This is a genomic window from Cellulosimicrobium sp. KWT-B (assembly GCF_002127155.1).
In the GTDB taxonomy this organism is placed as follows: Bacteria; Actinomycetota; Actinomycetes; order Actinomycetales; family Cellulomonadaceae; genus Cellulosimicrobium; species Cellulosimicrobium funkei.
On record NZ_NEDO01000002.1, the window covers coordinates 592,562 to 611,749 of the forward strand.

General features: G+C 75.5%; 16 protein-coding genes. 3 read left to right on the top strand and 13 right to left on the bottom strand.

Going from position 1 to position 19,188, the window contains the following annotated elements; translation table 11 throughout:
- Positions 1 to 47: 47 nt before the first annotated feature.
- From B9L22_RS19990 to B9L22_RS08860, 9 genes are all read right to left on the bottom strand, one after another.
- Entirely contained in the window at positions 48 to 3,725 is a 3,678-nt protein-coding gene (locus tag B9L22_RS19990; RefSeq protein WP_233139900.1) for a PQQ-dependent sugar dehydrogenase, read from the bottom strand.
- A 494-nt stretch (positions 3,726 to 4,219) separates the two neighbouring features.
- Complete coding sequence (locus B9L22_RS08825) at positions 4,220 to 4,795, bottom strand: PIN domain-containing protein (protein ID WP_086150045.1); 576 nt, start codon at positions 4,793 to 4,795, stop codon at positions 4,220 to 4,222.
- Between the two features lie 26 nt (positions 4,796 to 4,821).
- Positions 4,822 to 5,343, bottom strand: coding sequence for a helix-turn-helix domain-containing protein (locus B9L22_RS08830; RefSeq protein WP_086150046.1), 522 nt, complete (start codon positions 5,341 to 5,343; stop codon positions 4,822 to 4,824).
- Positions 5,344 to 5,436: 93 nt separating this feature from the next.
- Complete coding sequence (locus B9L22_RS08835) at positions 5,437 to 6,057, bottom strand: D-alanyl-D-alanine carboxypeptidase family protein (RefSeq protein ID WP_086150047.1); 621 nt, start codon at positions 6,055 to 6,057, stop codon at positions 5,437 to 5,439.
- Between the two features lie 163 nt (positions 6,058 to 6,220).
- Positions 6,221 to 9,154 (bottom strand): FAD-binding and (Fe-S)-binding domain-containing protein, encoded by a 2,934-nt coding sequence (locus tag B9L22_RS08840; RefSeq protein WP_086150048.1) that lies wholly within the window; start codon positions 9,152 to 9,154, stop codon positions 6,221 to 6,223.
- Positions 9,151 to 10,038 (bottom strand): MurR/RpiR family transcriptional regulator, encoded by an 888-nt coding sequence (locus B9L22_RS08845; protein ID WP_021482220.1) that lies wholly within the window; start codon positions 10,036 to 10,038, stop codon positions 9,151 to 9,153. The genes B9L22_RS08840 and B9L22_RS08845 overlap by 4 nt, the downstream gene beginning before the upstream one ends.
- Entirely contained in the window at positions 10,035 to 11,180 is a 1,146-nt protein-coding gene (locus B9L22_RS08850) for an N-acetylglucosamine kinase (protein WP_198947257.1), read from the bottom strand. Before B9L22_RS08850 ends, B9L22_RS08845 begins: the two co-directional genes overlap by 4 nt.
- 120 nt (positions 11,181 to 11,300) lie before the next feature.
- Positions 11,301 to 11,975, bottom strand: coding sequence for a response regulator transcription factor (locus B9L22_RS08855; RefSeq protein ID WP_233139902.1), 675 nt, complete (start codon positions 11,973 to 11,975; stop codon positions 11,301 to 11,303).
- The gene (locus B9L22_RS08860; RefSeq protein ID WP_086150049.1) at positions 11,972 to 13,150 is read right to left on the bottom strand and encodes a sensor histidine kinase; all 1,179 of its coding nucleotides are present in this window, start codon (positions 13,148 to 13,150) and stop codon (positions 11,972 to 11,974) included. The genes B9L22_RS08855 and B9L22_RS08860 overlap by 4 nt, the downstream gene beginning before the upstream one ends.
- Before the next feature lie 108 nt (positions 13,151 to 13,258).
- On the opposite strand from B9L22_RS08860, the gene B9L22_RS08865 reads away from it, so the two are divergent.
- Together B9L22_RS08865 and B9L22_RS08870 are read left to right on the top strand one after the other, a co-directional pair.
- On the top strand, positions 13,259 to 14,272 hold the full coding sequence (locus B9L22_RS08865) for a CPBP family intramembrane glutamic endopeptidase (RefSeq protein WP_086150050.1): 1,014 nt from the start codon (positions 13,259 to 13,261) through the stop codon (positions 14,270 to 14,272).
- A gap of 50 nt (positions 14,273 to 14,322) precedes the next feature.
- A complete protein-coding gene (locus B9L22_RS08870; RefSeq protein ID WP_086150051.1) occupies positions 14,323 to 15,996 on the top strand; it encodes a PQQ-binding-like beta-propeller repeat protein in 1,674 nt (557 codons plus the stop codon).
- Between the two features lie 16 nt (positions 15,997 to 16,012).
- Here the strand turns inward: B9L22_RS08870 and B9L22_RS08875 are convergent, their stop codons facing one another.
- The 4 genes from B9L22_RS08875 to B9L22_RS19995 all read right to left on the bottom strand — a co-directional run bounded on the left by B9L22_RS08875 (position 16,013) and on the right by B9L22_RS19995 (position 18,535).
- A complete protein-coding gene (locus tag B9L22_RS08875; RefSeq protein ID WP_061268167.1) occupies positions 16,013 to 16,708 on the bottom strand; it encodes a DNA alkylation repair protein in 696 nt (231 codons plus the stop codon).
- A gap of 80 nt (positions 16,709 to 16,788) precedes the next feature.
- The gene (locus tag B9L22_RS08880; protein ID WP_086150052.1) at positions 16,789 to 17,574 is read right to left on the bottom strand and encodes an SDR family NAD(P)-dependent oxidoreductase; all 786 of its coding nucleotides are present in this window, start codon (positions 17,572 to 17,574) and stop codon (positions 16,789 to 16,791) included.
- A 150-nt stretch (positions 17,575 to 17,724) separates the two neighbouring features.
- A complete protein-coding gene (locus B9L22_RS08885; RefSeq protein ID WP_086150053.1) occupies positions 17,725 to 18,324 on the bottom strand; it encodes a hypothetical protein in 600 nt (199 codons plus the stop codon).
- Positions 18,325 to 18,376: 52 nt separating this feature from the next.
- Positions 18,377 to 18,535, bottom strand: coding sequence for a hypothetical protein (locus B9L22_RS19995; protein ID WP_021483806.1), 159 nt, complete (start codon positions 18,533 to 18,535; stop codon positions 18,377 to 18,379).
- 169 nt (positions 18,536 to 18,704) lie between these two features.
- Between B9L22_RS19995 and B9L22_RS08890 the strand changes: the two genes are divergently transcribed.
- Positions 18,705 to 19,187 (top strand): glutathione peroxidase, encoded by a 483-nt coding sequence (locus B9L22_RS08890; RefSeq protein ID WP_086150054.1) that lies wholly within the window; start codon positions 18,705 to 18,707, stop codon positions 19,185 to 19,187.
- The last annotated feature ends 1 nt before the right edge of the window (position 19,188 follow it).

Below are 19,188 nucleotides of genomic sequence, written 5' to 3' on the forward strand. Positions count from 1 at the left end.
TGGGGGCCGGTGGCCCGGGCGGGTCGCCCGGGCCACCGGTGGGACGGTCAGCTGCGGACCGTGAGGGTGAGGTTCACCGTGCTGGGCGCGACCCCGGCGGACCCCTGGTAGCGGGCCTGCACCTGGTAGGTGCCGGTCGCCGCGAGCTTCGGGAGCGTCACGACGACGTCCCCCGCCGCGTCGAGCGTCCCGGTGAGCGACGCGACGGTGCCGTTGTTCTTGCGCACCGTCACCTGCACGTCGCCCGTGGGCACGACGCCGGTCGACGACTCCACGTGGAGCGTCGCCTTCGCCGCGACGGCGGGCTTCACCGGGTTGGGCGCCACGCTGCCCGTCGTGGTCGACCGGGCCTGGGCCACCGTGAGGCGCACGGTCCCCGCCGACGCCGTGTAGACGCCGTCGGCGCCGTACGTCGCGGTGAGGGTGTGCGTCCCGACGGCGAGCGACGGGTCGATCGCGATCGTCGCCGTGCCGTCCGCGAGCGTCGCGCGCCCGACCTCGGTCTCGCCCGTGGTGAGCACGACCTCGCCCGTGGGCGTGCCGCCCTCGCCCGTGACCGTGACGACGGCCTCGCCCGGCGCGCCGTAGGAGACGCGCGCGGCGCCGACGGAGACCGTCGTGGCTGAGGCGACCGACGGCTCGTCCGGGGCGTCGAGGTCGATCGTGAACGACACCGCGCCGGCCTCGGAGACGTTGCCGCCCGTGTCGGTCGCGCGGTAGAGCAGGTCGTACGCACCGTCCTGCGAGAACGTCACGCCGTACTGCTGGTTCGCCGCGAGGTTCGTCCACGTCGCGCCCGCGTCGCGCGAGTACTGCACGCTCGCGACCGCGCCGTCGTCGGTGGCCTGCACGGAGAACCGCACCGGCTCGTTGAACACGCCGCCGACGCCCGTGGGCGTCTCCGGCGCGAGCGTGTGCGCGACGGTCGGGGCGGTGACGTCCGCCGCGCCCGCGCCCACCATGGTGATCGCGTCCACCGCGAGCTCGTCGGACGACGTCACGAACAGCGTGCCCGACCCCTCGGGGGCGTCGAACGTGATCTCGACGTCCTGCCAGCCCTCGCCCGCGGGGACGACGGCGGTCGCGAACGGCTCGGCGTCGGCCGCGCCCCAGCGGAGCTCGAGCTCGCCGCCGCCGCTCGCGCGGACCACGGCGCCGTCGATCCCGGCGAAGCTCACCGGGTCGTACCGCAGGAAGTCGCCCGCGCCGAGCCCGCGGACGGCGTTGCCGCCCCGCGCGGTCGCGTCGGCGAACGCCTCGACGCCCTCGCGGCCGATCGCGTGCTCGCCCTGCTGCTCCTTCGGGTTGAGGCGCAGCGTCGCCTCGCCCGTGGCCGGCGGGAGGCCGTTGTGGCCCGCGTCGGTGTACGTGACGACGACCGCCCCGTACAGGAGCGCGCCCGGGCCGTGCTCGGGCGAGTTGGGGTCGGTGCGCCACGCGCCCGTGCAGCCCGTGCCCGTGGACTCGGGGTGCGCGTGCTCGTCGTGCCCGAGGCCGTACGTCCACGCGACGCGCGAGCACACGGTGCCCGAGCCCGCCTGCGGGTCCTCGAACGCGGCGGCGTACGCCTCGAGCACGTCCGCCACCATCTGCGCGGTGACGGCGCCGCCGGAGATCGCGACGAGCTCGTCGAGGGTGAAGCCGGAGGCCTCGCCCAGCGTCTCGGCGTCGACCCCGAGCGTCTCGACGAGGACGTCGTGCCCGATGGCGTCCGCGAGCCACTCCCCGATCTGGTCGCCCGACGTGAGGTGCGGCGTCGGCGCCTCGCCGCCGCCGAGGTCGTCCTCGGCGTCGGTCGTGGTCACCTTGTACGGGACGGCCTGGCCCCAGTCGAAGAACGCGCCGTCGGCCGGGTACTCGATCGTGACCTCGGGCGCCTGGTTCCCGACGGAGATGACGCGCGACGTGAGGGAGAACTTGCCCGACGCGTCCGTGACGCGCAGGCGCGCGGTGTACGCGCCGATCTCCGTGTACGTGTGCGTCGTCCGGACGCCCTCGGCGTCGAACGTGCCGTCGCCGTCCACGTCCCACGCGTAGGTGAGGTCGTCGCCCTCGGGGTCGGACGACGTCGACGCGTCGAACGTCACCTCGAGCGGCGCCTGCGACGACGACGTGGGCGTCGCGGTGAAGCGCGCCTGGGGCGCCTTGTTGCCCTCGGCGTAGTCGATCCGGTACAGGCCCGCGTCGGGGTTGGCGCGGAAGAAGCCGTCGCCGTAGTCGAGCACGTAGAGCGAGCCGTCGGGACCGAACTCGAGGTCCATCGGGTTGTCGTGCGGCGGCTGGCCCGCCGCGGCGAGCGCGGCGTTCGGCAGGAAGTCCTCGATGTGCGTCACGTCGAACGTCTCCCAGTCGACCGTGAACGCGGCGAGGTAGTCCTGCGAGAACTCGCCGAAGAACGCCTTGCGGTCCCAGTACGCGGGGAGCTTCGTGGTCGACGGGTTGTCGGCGTCGTAGTGGTAGACGGGGCCGCCCATCGGCGCCTGGCCGGACCCGGAGCCGAAGTTCACGAGCTCGTCCCACGGCTGGTCGCCGGGGTTGTCGCCGTACCAGAGCGTCGCGGCGCGGGCCGGCGGCAGCTCGCGCAGGCCCGTGTTCCAGCGGGAGTCGTTGACGAGGTTCTCGGGGTCGAAGAACTCCCCCGGCGTGCCCGTCGCGAAGTCCCAGTCGTTGTAGGCGAAGTTGTCGCCCTGGACGTACGGCCAGCCGGCGTTGTGCGGGTCGTCGAGCGAGACGACGTTCCACTCCACGAGGCCCATGGGCCCGCGGCCCGCGGTCTCCGCGACCGCCTTCGTCGCGTCGGGGCCGTAGTCGCCCCAGGAGAGCGAGTTCGTCTCCGGGTCGACCTCGAACCGGAACGGGTTGCGCACGCCCATGACGAAGATCTCGGGGCGCGTGCCCTCGGTGCCGGGCGCGAACAGGTTGCCCTCGGGGATCGAGTACGAGCCGTCGTCCTCGACGTGGATCCGCAGGATCTTGCCGCGCAGGTCGTTCGTGCTCCCCGCGCCACGACGCGAGTCGAAGCCGGGGTTCATGCCGGGGGCGTCGTTGTTCGGCGCGAAGCCGTTCGCGCCCGGGGTGCTCGCGGGCGTGTTGTCGCCCGTCGTGAGGTAGAGGTTGCCGTCGCCGTCGAAGTCGATGTCCGCCCCGACGTGGCAGCACTGGCCGCGCTGCACCTCGACGTCGAGGATCACCTGCTCGCTCGCGAGGTCGATCGTGTCGCCCGTCCACTGGAACCGCGCGAGGCGGTTCACGCCCACCCAGCGGTCCCAGTAGTTCTCGTCCTCGCCCGCCGGGAGCGAGTTGGGCGCGTTGCCCGTCGGGGTGTCCGCGACACCGTCGCCGTCCGCGTCGCGCGGCGCGTAGACGAGGTAGACCCACCCGTTGTCCTCGAACTCCGGATCGAGCGCGACGCCCTGGAGGCCGTCCTCCGAGTTCGCGTAGACGTCGAGCGTCGTGACCACGCGCGTGACGCCCGTCGCCGGGTCGGTGAGCCGCACGTCGCCGTTGCGGGCCGTGTGCAGGACGCGCGAGTCCGGGAGGATCGCGAGGTCGATGGGCTCGCCCACGTCCTTCGTCAGCAGCACGCGCTCGTAGTTGGACCAGTCGAGCGCCGCCTCGGCGCCCGGTTCCGCGCCGTGGTCGACGCCGTCGTGCGCGACGGCGGGTGCCGTCGCCGCGCCCAGGCCCGTGAGCGCGAGGGCGCCGGCGGCCAGAGCCGCGGTCACCCGCCGGTTCCGGCGCGTACGCCGGTCGATATCCTTCATCTGATGCCGCTCCTGTGAGGTTCAGTCGCCTGTGAGGGGTCATCCGGACCGGGTCGCCCCCGCCGCGCCAACGACGGAATCAGGGCGGCTCGGTCTGTCTGTGCTGGTGGGAGGGCTGCGCGCCTCCTGCCCGGTGGTCCTCCTCGTCTCGTCGTCGAGCGCGATCCCCCCGCACGTCGTCGTGCGGACGGAGAGTGCCACCACGTGCACCGGGGCACGCGCGGAGGCGGTCGGGCCGTAGCGGTCGGGTGAAATTCACCTACCACTCGGTCGTCATCCTACGAGGCTTCTGTCGGGTGTCAATCAAAAGTCGAAAGTCCGCCGATGCACGGACTTCAGGCAGGAACGCGGCCGAATCATGGCTGCGCTGTCGGGGCTGGGGTCGCCCGTGGGCCTGCCCTCGAGACCCGCCGAGGGGGCGGAGCAGCTGCCGCGCGCGCAGCAGTCTCACCGGCTCAGGAAGCCGCGCTCCGCATGAGGTCGACCGCCGCCTGCATCGCATAGCGTTCGGTCAGGATCGACATCAAGCCGTCGACGGTGTCGTGCGGCGGGCGGCGACGGCCGGCGATCTTCTCGACCGCGCGGAGGGCACGGTCCGGGCTGATCTCTACCGTCTCCAGCGCGAACTCGGCGGGTGTCTTGACCTGGATGCTCGCGGGCATCCTGTCCGCCGGCAGGTCCTTGAGGTTCACGGTGATGATCGCGCCTGCTCCGCCGACGACTGCAGCAGCGACGACGTGCTCGTCGTCCGGGTCGGGCAAGCCGTAGGTGCCCTCCAAGGGCTCCCATCCTTGGACGCAGGCATCGTCGAACGCGCTGGTCATCTGGCTGACCAGGTGTCCCGCGGCCACCGCCGCATCGGACTGCCCGGAACCACGGCGGACCAGCTTGCGCGCCTCGTGCTCCTCGAGCTCGGCAAGGATGGCGGACGACCACACAGGTCGGTACAGCCCCTCGACGGCCAGGCTCAGCAGAAAGTCACGTTGCAGGCTCGGCCAGAGCACGCAGGTATCGAGCACGACGGCGAACACGCCGCAGATCCTCCCAGGTCGAGCAGTCAGCCGCGCCGGCGCGCCGCCACGGCCCGACGCACCTCACGCAGCTCCGCCGCGACGGCAGCGACGTCGTCCTCGTCGTCGATGTCGACGGCGGTCGCCGCGAGCATGTCGTACTGGTGCTGGCGACGACGCTCGCGGTACTCCAGCACATCTCGCAACAGCACCTGACGCCGGGTCCCCGGGCGCTGCGACGGGAGCTCACCGGCGTCGATCAGGCGCACGACGGTCGGCCGCGAGACGCCGAGGATGTCCGCCGCCTGCTGCGTGGTCAGGGTGGTCGAGTGCGGCGCCACCGTGACGGCTCTCCCCGAGCTCAGCGCCTCGACCACCTGCACGAGCAGTCGGTACATCGACTCGGGAAGCTCGACCTGGTCGCCTTCTGCTTCTCCGACCAAGAGGTAGCGCGGGGGCACCGCGGCACCCTGAGCGCGCTCGTGCGCCTCGAGAAAGCTGTGCACGTCCGCGAGCTTCTCCGCCTCGCTCGGCAGGTACGTGCGTTCCGCCAACCCTGCTGTCGCCATCTCGTGAACCTCCGCCTCCGGACGAACACAGCGTACGCGCTTTCGCAACGTTCGAAAAGAGTGCTCCTCTGGGAGGAACCCGCGCCCCCGCGGTCACGACCGGTACACCCAGTGCCACGGTTCGCGCGGGGTGTCCTCGACGAAGCCGAAGCGGCCGCCGTTGGTGCGCATCCACGCCTGGGCCCGGTCGTCCAGGTCGAGGTCGACCGCGATGCCCCAGCCGTGCGGGCTGGTCCCCGGCTCGGCGGCGAGCCCGCCCTGGGAGTACAGGCCCTTGCGCGCGGCGACGTCGACCTGCGCGTCGTAGGACCGGTAGGAGTCCGTGATGCCGATGCGGACGCCGTCGCGTGCCGCCTCGGCGAGCAGGCCCTCGAGCGCCTGGCCCGCGGGCGCCCAGAGGCGATGGCCGGTCGTCCCGACCTCCTGCAGGGCGGACCGGGAGATCTTCCCGTTGCCGTAGGCCGCGAGGTCGCCGGGGACGCCGTCGACCGTGCGCGTCCGGTCGGGACCGGTCGCGCCCGCCACCGCGGTGCTGCCGGTGCCGGTCGAGCCCGCCAGCACCGTGCTGAGGAGCTCGTCGAAGCGCGCGCCGGAGCCGCTCGCGACGGCGTCCGCGGCGCGGGTGTCGACGGTGCGGACGTCGACGGTGCGGGCGGGGCTGAGGGTCGCCTCGATGGCAGCCACCCGCTGCGCGATCGCGGTGATGCCGTCCATCCGGTCGTCCTCCTGGGGGCGTGCCGGCGGTGGCGTCCACCGGTCAGCGCTCCCTATGCACCGCGACGAGCGGTCTGCCGCCTCCCCGCGTCGCAGCGACCGCGCCGAGCGCCCGCTCCCGGCTCGACCTCGATCGCCCGCTCCCGGCTCGACCGCGCGGGGGTCAGACGGCCGCGCCGGGACGCGTGGCCGCCTCGAGGAGCTCGAGCACGTGGACGTAGTCCTCGCCCGTGGCGCGCGACATGCCCATCTCGCACGTCCGGTTGCTCGACACGTACGCGTCGAAGCGCCCCTCGGGGAGCGTACCGGCGCGGTGCGCGACCTCGTCCGCCTCGGCGCGCGTCGCGCCCGCGGTGAGCTCGGGGTGCAGCATCCCCCGGTCGCCCGCGAACCCGCAGCAGCCCCAGGCCGTCGGCACGGTGGCGCGCTCGGCGACGGCCTCCGCCACGGCCCGCAGGTCTGCCACGGCGCCCAGGTGCACGGTCGCGCACGTCGGGTGCACGACGACGTCCCCCGCCCGCGCGACGTCGACCCCGCGGGCCGCGAGGCCGGGCAGCACGTCGGTGCGCACGAACGTCACGGCGTCGACGACCCGCAGGCGGGCGAACCGGTCGCGCGCCCGCTCGTCGCGCGGGTCCGTCCCGGTGAGGTGGCGCGCCGTCTCGGCGAGGCCGTGGGTGCAGCTCGACGCGTCGCACACGACCGGCAGCTCGCCCTCGCGCGTGGCGACCCACAGCGCGTCCACGACCTTGCGGGCCATGGCGGCCGCGCCGTCGGGCAGGCCCTTGGACGACCACGGGGTGCCGCAGCACAGCCCGCCGATCCCGTCGGGGACCACGAGCCCGACGCCCGCCCGCTCGCACAGCGCCCGGAACGCGGCCTCGGCCCCGACCGGGCGGCTCGCGCCGTCCCCGCCGCACGCGCCCCCGGGCAGGCCGGCCCCAGCGGGCGCGAAGACCTCGCCCATGCACGACGCGAACAGCACCGCGCGCGCGGGGGTGGCGCCGCCGTCGGGCACGACGGCCGTGGTCCCGCGGCGCGGCCCCGGGCCGGGCAGGTCGGCGTCGACGCGCGGCACGACGTCCGTCCCGACGACCCCGCGGGCGACGTCGGACGCGACGCGCACGAGCGGCGTCGGGAGGGCCTGGACCACGCCGAGAGCGGCGCGCAGGCCCGTGACCACCGGCCCCCAGTGCTCGGCGGCGGCCGCTCCCCCACGCTGCACGAGCCGCGGCTGCGACCGCGCGCGGTGGCCCTTCATGACGACGCCCGTGTCGATGCCCACGGGGCACGCCTCGACGCACAGCGAGTCCGCGGCGCACGTCGCGACGCCCTGGTAGGCGTACTGCCGCTCGAGCTCGCGCCGCTCGGCGGGCGGCGCGGCGGCCATCTCCTTGAGCAGCGCGATCCGCTGGCGCGGCGTGGTCGTCACGGTGCGCGACGGGCAGCCCGGCTCGCAGTACCCGCACTCGACGCAGCGGTCGACGAGCGCCGCGTCGTCCCCGCCCGCCGACGACTCGACCTTGAGGTTCCGCAGGTGCTCGTGGTCGTCGTCGGTGAGCACGACGCCCGGGTTGAGCAGGCCGTGCGGGTCGAGCAGCCGCTTGACCTCGCGCATGACGGCGTAGAGCTCGTCGCCGTACTGGCGCCGCACGAACGGCGCCATGATGCGGCCGGTGCCGTGCTCGGCCTTGAGCGTGCCGCCGTGGCCGAGCACGAGGTCGACGAGGTCGTCGCTGAACGCCGCGTACCGGTCGAGCTCGGCGCGGTCGCCGAGGCGCGGCGTGATCATGAAGTGCAGGTTGCCGTCCTTGGCGTGCCCGAACGTCACCGCGTCGCCGTAGCCCCGGCGCTCGAACAGCGCGCCGAGGTCGCGCACCGTCGCGGTGAGGTCGGCGACGGGGACGGCCACGTCCTCGAGCAGCGCGGTGCTGCCCGCGGGCCGCGCGCCCGCGACGGCGGTGTACAGGCCCTTGCGCACGCGCCACAGGCGCTCGCGCGTCGCGGCGTCGGTCGTCACCGTGGCGGGGACGGCGAGGGAGCCGGCGAGCGAGCCGACGACGTCGCGCGCCGCCTCCTGGAAGGGCGCGAGACCCTCGGGGGTCGCGGCCCGGTACTCCACGAGGAGCGCGGTCTGCCGGTGGATCCCCGCCCCCGAGGCGAGCGAGCGCATCGAGGGGTCGGCGGCCGGGTCCGCCGCGGCCACGCGGAGCGACGCCGCGTCGAGCAGCTCGATCGCCTCCGCGCCCGACGCGACGAGCGGCACGAGCGCGTCCGTCGCGTGCTCCAGCGAGTCGAGCACGAGGAGGGTCGTCGCGGCGTGCGCGAGGAGCGGCACCGTCCGGAACGTCACGTCGGCGACCCACCCGAGCGTCCCCTCGCTCCCGACGAGCAGGTGCTCGAGGATCTTCACGGGCTCGTCGTGGTCGAGGAACGCGTTGACGGAGTAGCCCATCGTGTTCTTCATCGAGAACTGGCGCTCGATCTCCGTGCGCGCCGCCGCGCTGCCCCGCACGCGGTCGCGCAGCTCCGCGAGACCGCGGTGGATCGCGGGCTCGGCGGCGCGCAGGCGGGCGTCGGCGTCGGGCGCGCCCGTGTCGACGACCGTCCCGCTCGCGAGCACGACCGTCATCGCCTCGACCGTCCGGTACGCGGTCCGCTCCGTCCCCGACGACATGCCCGACGAGTTGTTCGCCACGACCCCGCCGATCGTGCACGCGATCTCGCTCGCCGGGTCCGGGCCGAGCCGGCGCCCGTGCCGCAGCAGGTGCGCGTTGACGAGCCGCAGCGTCGCGCCGGGCTCGCAGCGCACGCGCTCGCCGCCGTCGAGCACCTCGACCCGGGTGAAGCGCGTGCGCGTGTCGACGAGCACGCCCGCGCCCGACGCCTGGCCGGACAGGCTCGTGCCGCCGGAGCGGAACGTCACCGGCAGCCCGCGGCGGGTCGCCTCGCGCATCGCGGCGACGACGCCGTCGCGGTCGTGCGCGCGCACGACGACCTCGGGCCGCAGGAGGTAGTGCGACGCGTCGTGCGCCTGCGCGACCCGCGTGAGGAGGTCCGTGCGCAGCTCGAGGCCGGGCGTCTCGACGGCGGTCACGGGCGCGTCCGGCGGTCGTAGCCGAGGCGGTGGGGCTGCACGGCCTCGTACGTCGCGCGCAGGTTCGCGGTCGTGCGGTCGTACAGGCGCTGCGCGACGCGCACGAACAGGAAGTCGACCAGCGCGAGCTGCGCGATGCGGCTCGACAGGGCGCCGGACCGGAACTGCGTCTCGCGCGCCGTCGTGGTGAGCACGAGGTCCGCGTGCTCGACGAGCGGCGACTCGGGGAAGTTCGTCACGGCGACGGTCGTCGCGCCGCGGTCGCGCGCGATGCGCAGGGCGTCGTTCGTCTCGACGGTGAGCCCGCTGTGCGAGACGCCGACCGCGACGGCGCCCTCGGCCAGGAGCGCCGCCGACTGGAGCTGGACGTGCGGGTCCGGCGACGCGAAGCACAGCAGCCCGATGCGCTGGAGCTTCTGCGCGAGGTCCTGCGCCGTGAGCCCGCTCGACCCGACGCCGAACAGGTCGATCCGCGTCGCCTGCGCGACCGCGGCCGTGACCTGCTCCAGCGCGTCGAGGTCGAGCATGCGCGCCGTCTCCTCGATGGTGCGCGCCTCGTGGAACGCGATCTTCGTGACGACGTCGTGCAGCGTGTCGTCGGGGTCGATCTCGCCGTGCGCGACGTTCGCGCGCTCCTGCTCGACGGCGCGGCGGCTCGTCGCCTGCGCGAGGTCGATGCGGAACTCCGGGTACCCGGCGTACCCGACCGCGCGGCAGAACCGCACGACCGTCGCCTGCGACGTCCCGACGAGCGCGGCGAGCTCCGTGATCGTCTTGCCCACGACGGCCGCCGGGTCGGCGAGCACGGCCTCGGCGATGCGCGCCTCGGCGGGCCGCAGGCTCGGCAGGGCCTGGCGGATGCGGACGAGGCCGTCGGCGGTCATGGGGTCTCCTCGGCGGTGGTCGGGTGCTGCGGGGCGGTGCCGGGCGGCGCGGTCGCTGGCGGGGCGGTCGGTGGCGCTGCGGTCGGTGGCGCGGCGGGGTCGCCGAGCGTGAGCCAGGGCGCGTGCCCGACGACGGAGCCCGGGGCGGTCGCGAGGCGCGCGGCCAGGTGCAGTGCGCCGTCGAGCGGCGTGCCCGCCGGGTCGACGAGCGCGACGTCGGGCCGCAGCACGGCGAGCCGCGCCCGGAACGCGTCGGTGAGGAGCGGGCCGATCCCCAGCACCCCGCCGGTCGCGGCGGCGAGCGGCGGGACGCCGTCGACGAGCGCGGCGGCGAGCGTCGTCGCGAGGTGGGTGCCGGCGCCCGCGAGGACCTGCCGCGCGACCGGGTCGTCGGCACGGGCGGCGGCCGCGACGTCGGGCGTGAACGACGCGAGCACCTGGGCGCGGTCGGGGCGCGTGTAGAGCTGCCCCGGCCACGACGGCACCGGGCCGAACCGCGCCACGGCGGCGGCGAGCAGCGCCGGCGAGCCGCCGGAGTCGCGGCCGTCGTGCGCGGCGACCGCGGCCCGCAGCCCCTGCGCGCCGATCCACGACCCGGAGCCCAGGTCGCCCAGCAGGTGGCCCCACCCGTCGACGCGGTGCCACACGGTGCGCAGGTCGGTGCCGAGCGCGATCGCCCCGGTCCCGACCGCCACGACGGCGCCGGGACGGCCGCCCAGCGCGCCGAGGTGCGCGGTGAGCGCGTCCGCGGCGACGGCGGTGCGCGGGCCGGGCCGCACGGACGGGTCGCCGTCGACCACGAGGCCCTCGGCGGGAGGCAGGCCCGTGCGCAGCGCGGCGTGCAGCTCGGCGGGGTCGCGCACGAGGGACGCGAGGCCGGTCGCACCGACCGCGGCAGCGGCGACGCCGTCCGCGGCGAGGGTGGGGACCGCGTCCCGGAGCCGGTCGAGGAGGTCGCGCACGACGTCCGCGGCGTCGCTCCCCGTGGGCCCGATCGCGACCGGTCGGCCGGGCAGCGCGACATCGTCCGCTTTCGCACCGGAGCCTGCCGCAGCGGGCAGGCGACGGGCGAGGAGGCGGCTCCCCGACCCCCCGACGTCGAGCCCGACGACCCACGGGCCCCCTGGCGTGCTGCTGCTCACGGGGCCAGTGTGGCACAAAGTTTCACAGCAGAGAGGCGAAAGGGAGATTCTTGCCAGGGCGTTCGGGCTGCGTGCGCTCACCGTACGCCGCCCGGTCCGCCGCGGGAACCCCCGCCGCCGTCATTCGTGCTCCGGGTCGTTGCGCAGCACGAGGGCGGCGACCTGGGTCCGCGACTCCACGCCGAGCTTGGCGATCACCCGGCTGACGTGCGTCTTCACGGTGGCGAGCGAGATGAACAGCGCCGCGCAGATCTCCGCGTTCGACATCCCCCGGGCGAGGGCGCGCGCGATCTCGCGCTCGCGGGGGGAGAGCGTCGCGAGGGCGTCGACCGCGGCGCCGTCCGGCGGCCGGGTGTTCTCGGCCGCGAGGGTCATCACCCGCCGCAGCACCGCCGGCGCGAGGACGGGCCGCCCCTGGGCCGCCGCGCGGACGGCGTGGGCGAGCTCGTCGGGCGGCGCGTCCTTGAGGAGGAACCCGCACGCACCGGCACGCAGGGCACGGACGACGTGGTGGTCCGTGTCGAAGGTCGTCAGGACGATGATCGCCGTCTCCGGCCGGAGCGCGGTCTCGCGCGCCGTCGCGACCAGGCCGTCGCAGCGCGGCATGCGCAGGTCCATGAGCACGACGTCCGGCCGGCAGGCCTCGATGACGTCGCGCGCGTGGTCCCCGTCGACCGCCTCGCCCACCACGGCGATGTCGGGCTCGCCGCCGAGCATCAGGCGCAGCGCCGAGCGGACCTCCGGCTGGTCGTCGACGGTGACCACCCGGACGACGTCGGGCGACGGGCGGCTCACGCGACCGGCCAGGGGATCGTCACCGACACCACGTGCTCGTCGTCGCCCGGGCGGACGCTGACGGACCCGCCCACGGCCCGCGCCCGTTCCTGCATCCCGATGACGCCGAGGCCCGGTCGGGGCGCCCCCTGGCGCGGCCCCGCGAGAGCGTTGCGCACGACGATCGCCAGCTCGCGGCCGGGGGCGCCGCTGATGGCGACGTCGACACGCTGCCCGGGGGCGTGCCGCCGGGCGTTGGTCAGGCACTCCTGGACGATCCGGAACGAGTGCCGGCTGACGGTCGGGGGCAGGCGCTCGAGGTCGACGGCGCAGTCCGTCCGGGCGAGCGGCGTCTCGGCCACGAGCTCGTCGAGCCGGTCGAGGGTCGGCTGGGGCCGGTCGTCGTCCGACCGGCTCGGGCCCCGCGCGTAGGTGAGGAGCTCGCGCAGGTCGGCGAGCGCCTGACGGCTGCTGTCGTGCAGGGCGGCGACGGCCTCGTCCCGGTCGGCGGCGTCGAGGTCCGTCCGGTGCCGCAGGACGCTCGCGTGCATCGCGGTCACCGAGAGGCGGTGGGCGAGGGCGTCGTGCATCTCCCGGGCGATCTGCGTGCGCTCCTGGTGGCGCGCGCGCTCCTCGCCGAGGCGCTGCTCCTCGGCGGTCAGCCGGACCCGCTCGTGCAGGGTGGCGACGAGGTCCCGCCGCGCGCCGACGGCGATGCCCGCGGCGAGCGCGACGGCGAGGACGACCGCGGTCGCGCCCACCGCGACCACCACCTCCCACCACGGCAGCGCCACGCCGACCAGGTCGATCCCCAGGGCCGCCACCGTCAGGACGCCGACGAGCCAGACCGCCGCGACCGGCGCCAGCTCGCGCACCCGGCGTCGGGTGGCGAGCGAACCGAACGCGACGAGGGCCGCCGGCACCGCCGCGGTCGAGACGACGGCGAGCACGGCGAGCAGCAGGGCGACGAGGAAGGGCGCGCTGCGGCGCCAGAGCACGACCACCCACGCGGCGACCCCGAACGCGAGGTCGAGGAACAGGAGCGCGGCGAACCGCACGGGGTCGTCCTGCGCTCCCGGCGTGTCGACACTGAGAGCGAAGTTGCCGAGGAACAACAGGGCACCCGACAGGGCGACCGCGGCCAGGAGGCCGGTCTCGCGGAGGACCCGACGCCACGCCGGGCGCTGCGCGAACATGCTCACCGGAGCACTGTAGGCACCGACGAGCCCGGCGCCCCGGCTGAGGACGGGAAATCAGACCGATGACCGATACCGCGGCCCGAGCCGCCCGACCAGGCTCGACGCATGCACCCCTCGCTCGACGAGAGCCCCGTCCCGACGGCACCCGTGCCCGGCGCTCCGCTCATCGGTCCCGTGTCCCGGCCCACGCTCGACAGCACGACCGCGACCACCTTCCCCTACCACCGGGCGGCCCACGTCGACCTTCGCCCCGCACGGTGGTGGACCCCGCTCACCACGTTCGGCGCGACGGCGCTCCTCTATCTCGGCTTCCTCGCCCCGGTCGCCGTCGTCGCGGTCGCCTACGCCGTGCTGGTGCCCTACCGCCCCGGGCTGCCGACGCCGTCCGACGACTTCTCCGACCCGCTCAACCCGCTGGACTGGGCGATCGGCCTCGGGCTCATCGCGCTCCTGCTGCCCGCTGTCGTGCTCGGCGTGCGCTGGGGCGGTCGGCGCCGCGGCACGATCCACTCGGTCACCGGGCGGTTCCGGTGGGGGCTCGTCGGCAGCGCGGTGCCGCTCGTCGTGCCGCTCTACGGCGTCGTCACCGTGGGCGGGTTCCTGCTCCGACCGCCGTCGGACCTCGCGGCCCCGGCCGTGACCCCGGCCCTGCTGCTGAGCCTCGGGTGCGTCCTGATCCTCGGGCCGCTGCAGTGCGCGGCCGAGGAGTACGCGTTCCGGGGCCTTCCCCAGCAGATGCTCGGCACCTGGCTGCGCTCGCCCGTGTGGGGGATCGTCCTGCCGGTCCCGTTCTTCGTCGTCGGCCACGGGTACGACGGGGTGGGGCAGATCGGCATCGCGGCGTTCGCGCTCTGCACCGGGTTCCTCGTCTGGAAGACGGGCGGGCTCGAGCTGGCCGTGCTCGTGCACGTCGCCAACAACCTCTTCCTGTTCCTCCTCGCGCCCTTCAGCGCCTCGTCGATGGAGCAGGGCGCGATCGAGCCGCTCGTGCTGCTCGTCGACCTCGCGCTCCTCGGCAGCGCCACCGTCGTGCTCACGGTCTGGTTCTCCCGCCGCGAAGGGCTGCGGTTGCGCGAGCCCTACTGCGGCCGGGTGCCCGCCGCGCGCCCGGGGTCGTGACCCGGCCACCCCTCGGGGACCCCCTGAGGCGGCTCGCCTAGGATGCGGGCGTGCCCCGACGACGCCGTCCCGACCACGCGCGGATCACGTTCGCGCTCGACGACGCCGCGGGCGACGCGGGACCGGACCGGCACCCGGACCCGAGCCCGGGCCCGGGCCCGGGCCCCGAGGAGGCCGCCCCGTCTCGGGCCAGCGGCGCCGGGCGGCGGCGCCTGCGCCTGGCGCTCGCGGGCGCGACCGCCGTCGGGGTCGTCGTCGCCGGCATGGCGGTCGTGGACGCCGCGTCGTCGCGCGGGTCGCTCGAGACGCTGCGCCGCTCCGTCGGGGGTGTCGAGCCCGTCGAGAGCGCGCCGCGGGAGCTCTGGTCCACGGACGCGCAGACGAGCGGCGCCCTCGCCGCGCTGCCCGGCCTCCTCGTCGTCGTGCGCGACGACGAGGCGGTCGCCCACGACCTCGACTCCGGCGCGGTCCGCTGGACCGCGCCCCTGCCCCGCACGTCCCGCTGCGGCGGCGAGCTCGAGCTCGCGCTGACGGCCCCGGTGCCGGACGAGACGCTCGTGTGCGTCACCGACGACATCCCCTCGCCGCTCGCGAGCCGGACGCTGCTCACGACGACCACCGGCGAGGCGGTCGACGGGACGGCGTCCCTCCCCGCCCCGCAGGTGACCGTGCTCGACGCCGACGGCACCGCCACGACCCGGCCCCTGGACGCGTCGCGCGGCTGGTCGGCGCCCGGACCGGACGGCACGGTCGCCCGCTTCCGCCGCGTCGGCGACACGCCCGCCGCCCCGGTGCCGACCGACCCCTCGACGGGCCTGCCCACCGACCTGTCCGGGGGGCGCGCGGCCGTCGTCACGCTGGAGGACGCCCGGACCGGCGCCGTCCGCTGGGAGCACGAGCTGCCCTTCGTCGCCGAGGAGGGCGGGTGCGACCAGTACTCCGTCGCCGAGGACGCCACCTACGCCGACCTCGACGGCGGGGCCGTCGTCCGCTCCGCCGGGCTCGTGGCCGTGCGGGGCTGCGGTGTCGACGCCCGGTTCACGCCCGAGGGCACCCGCGTCGACGACCCGGAGAAGCCCGCGGACGTGGTCGCACAGCTCCCCGACGGCGCGCTCCTGCGCGCGGTCGGCCGCGACCGGGCCGCACCGGACGGTACCGGCGCGGCAGCCGTGCTCGAGCCGGACGGCGCCGTCCGGTGGGAGCCGACGGGCGAGGTGATCGTCCCGACCGCGACGGACGGGACCGCGGGAGACCTCGTGCTCACGCGCCAGGTCACGGACCTCGTCGCGCACGACGCGACCGGGCGCCCGCGCTGGGAGAACGCGGAGGTGAACTCCCCCGAGGTCGCGTACGTCGTCGCGGACGGCGTCGCCGTCGTCCTCCAGGGCATGGGTTCGGTCCTCGTCGGGGTCGACGTGGAGACCGGGCGCACCCTGTGGACCCGCACGATCGACGAGCTGGTCGACGACGGCGCGGGGCCCGCCGTGGGCCCCGGGATGCTGCACGTCGGGCAGGCGTTCACCGACGGCGCCCGCGCGCTCCTCGCCGTCTCGGCGTGGGAGGACGAGGAGCACAGCACGACGCGGCTCGTCGCACTCGACCTCCGCGACGGCGAGATCGGCTGGAGCAGCGCCTCGGCGTCCAGCACCCGGTACGCCGCGGTCCAGGGTCGGCTGCTGCGGCTCGACCTGGGCGACGACCCGACGGTGACCCGCCTGGGCTGAGGCGCCGGACCGACGCTCAGCGCGCGAGCCACTCCTTGCGCTCCGCGGGTGGCAGCTTCTCGACGGCGGCGCGCAGCACGTCGCGCGACATCGTGGCGGCCCGCTCCTCGAGGAACGCCCGCAGCCGCTCGGGCTCGACGTCGCCCGCGTGCCGGAGCATCCAGCCGACGCCCTTCTGGACGTACGGCTCTGGGTCGTCGAGCAGCATCGCGGACAGCCGGAACGTGTCGTCGACCTGGCCGCGCCGCAGGAACGCCGCCGTCGCGACGACGGCGGAGCGACGGCGCGGCCAGTCGGGCGCGCGCGCCAGGTCGTCGAGCACGTCGCGCGGGCGGTCGAGCAGCCACGTCCCCAGCACCTGGGACGCGGTGAGGTCCACGAGGTCCCACGTGTCGATGCGGTCGTGCCGGCGCAGGAAGAGCTCGACGAGCTCCGCGTGCCGCTCGACCGTCACGCGCCGGGCGGTCGCCGCCTTGCCCATGATCGAGCACCCGCCGGCCCGCACCTCGTGGATCCGGTCCTCGAGCAGCAGCTCGATCTGGTCGACCGGCAGGTCGAGGGCGTTCTTCGCGAGCACGAACACGTCGCCCATGCGTACCCCGGCGACGGTGCCGTCGCCCGGGAAGCTCCGGGCGGACGCGCGGCGCTGGGCCGCCGTCGCGCGGGCGAGCAGGTCGGCCCGGAAGTCGGTCGCCGTCGTGTACGGCGGCATCGTCCCTCTCCTCTCCTCCGGGCGCGTGCCCGGGGTCCTGTCGGCGTCGGGCGGCCCGTGGCCCCCGGCGGTACTGCGGCTCAGCGCGGCGCCATGCGGATGGCGCCGTCGAGGCGGACCACCTCGCCGTTGAGCATCGGGTTCTCCACGATCGCGCGCACGAGGTGCGCGTACTCCTCCGGGCGCCCGAGCCGGCTCGGGTGCGGCACCTGCGCCCCGAGCGACTCCTGCGCCGCCTCGGGGAGCGACGCCATCATCGGGGTGCGGAAGATCCCGGGCGCGATCGTCATGACGCGGATCCGGTGCTGCGCGAGGTCGCGCGCGAGCGGCAGCGTGAGGCCGGCGACCCCGGCCTTGGACGCGGCGTAGGCCGCCTGCCCGACCTGGCCGTCGAACGCCGCGACCGACGCCGTCTGCACGACGACGCCGCGCTCCTCGCCGTCGGGGCCGGGGCCGTCGGGACCGAGCGGGTCGAGGGCGAGCATGCGCTCCGCCGCGAGCCGGACGACGTTGAAGGTGCCGACGAGGTTGACGTCGACGACGCGGCGGAACGCGTCGAGCGCGTGCACCCCGGACCGGCCGAGGACCCGCTGCGCGAGCACGATCCCCGCGCAGCTCACGACGACGCGCGCCCCGCCCAGGGCGTCGGCGGCGTCCAGGGCCCGCGCGACGTCGTCCTCGCTCGTCACGTCCGTCGGGACGAACCGCGCCGCGCCGCCGAGACCCTCGGCGACCGCCGCGCCGTCGGACGACGCGAGGTCGGCCAGCACGACGCGCGCGCCGGCCGCCACCAGGCCCTCCGCCGTCGCGCGCCCGAGGCCCGACGCCCCGCCCGTCACCAGCGCGACCGTGCCCTCGATCCGCATCTCTCATCCTCCGTCAGCCGTGCGGGCTCCGTCGCCCGCCCCGCTGACCGTACCCAGGTGGAGCCGCAGGTCGCGAGATCGACCCGCCCCGGCGGCCTCCCGGACCGCCCGGGCCGGGCCGCGCGGCCGCAGGCGCCCGGCACGAGGGGCTCAGTGCGCCGGCATCTCCAGGCAGCCGCCGTCCGCGATCGGGCCGCCGGCCTCGAGCGTCACGGCGTCGGGCGCGACGCCCCCGAACACGCAGCCGCCCGGGACGGCGACGCCCACGCCGACGGTCGTCGCGACCTCGCCGGACGCCGTCGTGCCCACGACCTGCACCGTCTCGAACCCCGCGTCGGCGAGCGCCGTCGCGACCTCGTCGGCATCGACCGCCGAGCCGTCTGCGACCGGGTCGAGCGCGGCGCGGACAGCAGGCACCGAGCGTGCCGCCTCGGCGTCGCGCTCAGGCGTGCCCTGGCGCTGGCGGTACGCCTCGTTCGACGCGTCGAGCGTCGTCTCGCGCGCGGTCCCGGTGCCGGCCGGCGCGCTCGCGACCGATCGCTCGGCGGAGGAGTCCCGCTGGTCGGCCCAGGACCGCATGCCGACCGTCACGACGGCGAAGTACCCCACGACGCCGACGAACGCGAAGATCGCGATGCCCACGACCACGCCGACCACCGCCCGCATCACGGGCGAGGTGGTGTCCGGCCCGTCGTCCGGGCCCCCGTCCGGGCCGTGGCCCGGCCCGTCGTCCGGCAGCCGCGTGGTCATGCCCCGAGTCTGTCCCGCGCGGGCGCGGGAGGCCAGCGAGATTCCGCCGCTCCTACTGCTCGCGCGCGGCGCGGACGCCCTCGAGCCAGCGGTCGAACTCCTCCGCGAGCTCCTGCGGGGACATGCGGAGCGCCTCGGCCGGGCTCGTCGCCTCCCGGCCTGCGACGTACAACCGGCGCACCATGTCGGTCTTCGGGGTCCACGGGCGCATGGAGGCGTCCCTTCTCTCGGCTGCTGGCATCGCGCACATACTTCAGCACGCCACGGGCAGGCTCGCGCGCGCTCGACCGGGGGTCGGGACGGGTTCCGCACGACGTCACACCCGCGGTGCGAGGATGGGACGGGCCCGGACGCGCCGGCGCCTCGCCCGAGGAGGTCCCATGAGCCTGTACGACATCCCGTTCGACGCCATGGACGGGACGACGCACACCCTGCGCGAGCACGCGGACGACGTCGTGCTGGTCGTCAACGTCGCGTCGCGGTGCGGGCTCGCGCCGCAGTACGCGACGCTCGAGGCGATGCAGGAGAAGTACCGCGACCGCGGGTTCACCGTGATCGGGTTCCCCAGCAACCAGTTCCTCCAGGAGCTCGGCAGCAACGAGGCGATCCAGGAGTTCTGCTCGCTCACGTACGGCGTGACGTTCCCCGTGGTGGACCGCGTGCGCGTCAACGGCCGCCACGCGCACCCGCTCTACGCGGAGCTCAAGAAGACGCCCGACGCGGACGGCAAGGCGGGGCGCGTCACGTGGAACTTCGAGAAGTTCCTCGTCCTGCCGGGCGGCGAGGTGCACCGGTTCCGGCCGCGCACCCTGCCCGACGACCCGGCGATCGTCGAGCTCGTCGAGACGCACCTCCCCCGCTGAC

Coding starts and splice junctions, on each gene's coding strand:
- B9L22_RS08830 (WP_086150046.1), bottom strand. CDS start 5,343: ATGGCGACAGCAGGGTTGGCGGAACGCACGTACCTGCCGAGCGAGGCG.
- B9L22_RS08835 (WP_086150047.1), bottom strand. CDS start 6,057: ATGGACGGCATCACCGCGATCGCGCAGCGGGTGGCTGCCATCGAGGCG.
- B9L22_RS08845 (WP_021482220.1), bottom strand. CDS start 10,038: ATGACCGCCGACGGCCTCGTCCGCATCCGCCAGGCCCTGCCGAGCCTG.
- B9L22_RS08860 (WP_086150049.1), bottom strand. CDS start 13,150: ATGTTCGCGCAGCGCCCGGCGTGGCGTCGGGTCCTCCGCGAGACCGGC.
- B9L22_RS08865 (WP_086150050.1), top strand. CDS start 13,259: ATGCACCCCTCGCTCGACGAGAGCCCCGTCCCGACGGCACCCGTGCCC.
- B9L22_RS08875 (WP_061268167.1), bottom strand. CDS start 16,708: ATGCCGCCGTACACGACGGCGACCGACTTCCGGGCCGACCTGCTCGCC.
- B9L22_RS08880 (WP_086150052.1), bottom strand. CDS start 17,574: ATGCGGATCGAGGGCACGGTCGCGCTGGTGACGGGCGGGGCGTCGGGC.
- B9L22_RS08885 (WP_086150053.1), bottom strand. CDS start 18,324: ATGACCACGCGGCTGCCGGACGACGGGCCGGGCCACGGCCCGGACGGG.
- B9L22_RS19995 (WP_021483806.1), bottom strand. CDS start 18,535: ATGCGCCCGTGGACCCCGAAGACCGACATGGTGCGCCGGTTGTACGTC.
- B9L22_RS08890 (WP_086150054.1), top strand. CDS start 18,705: ATGAGCCTGTACGACATCCCGTTCGACGCCATGGACGGGACGACGCAC.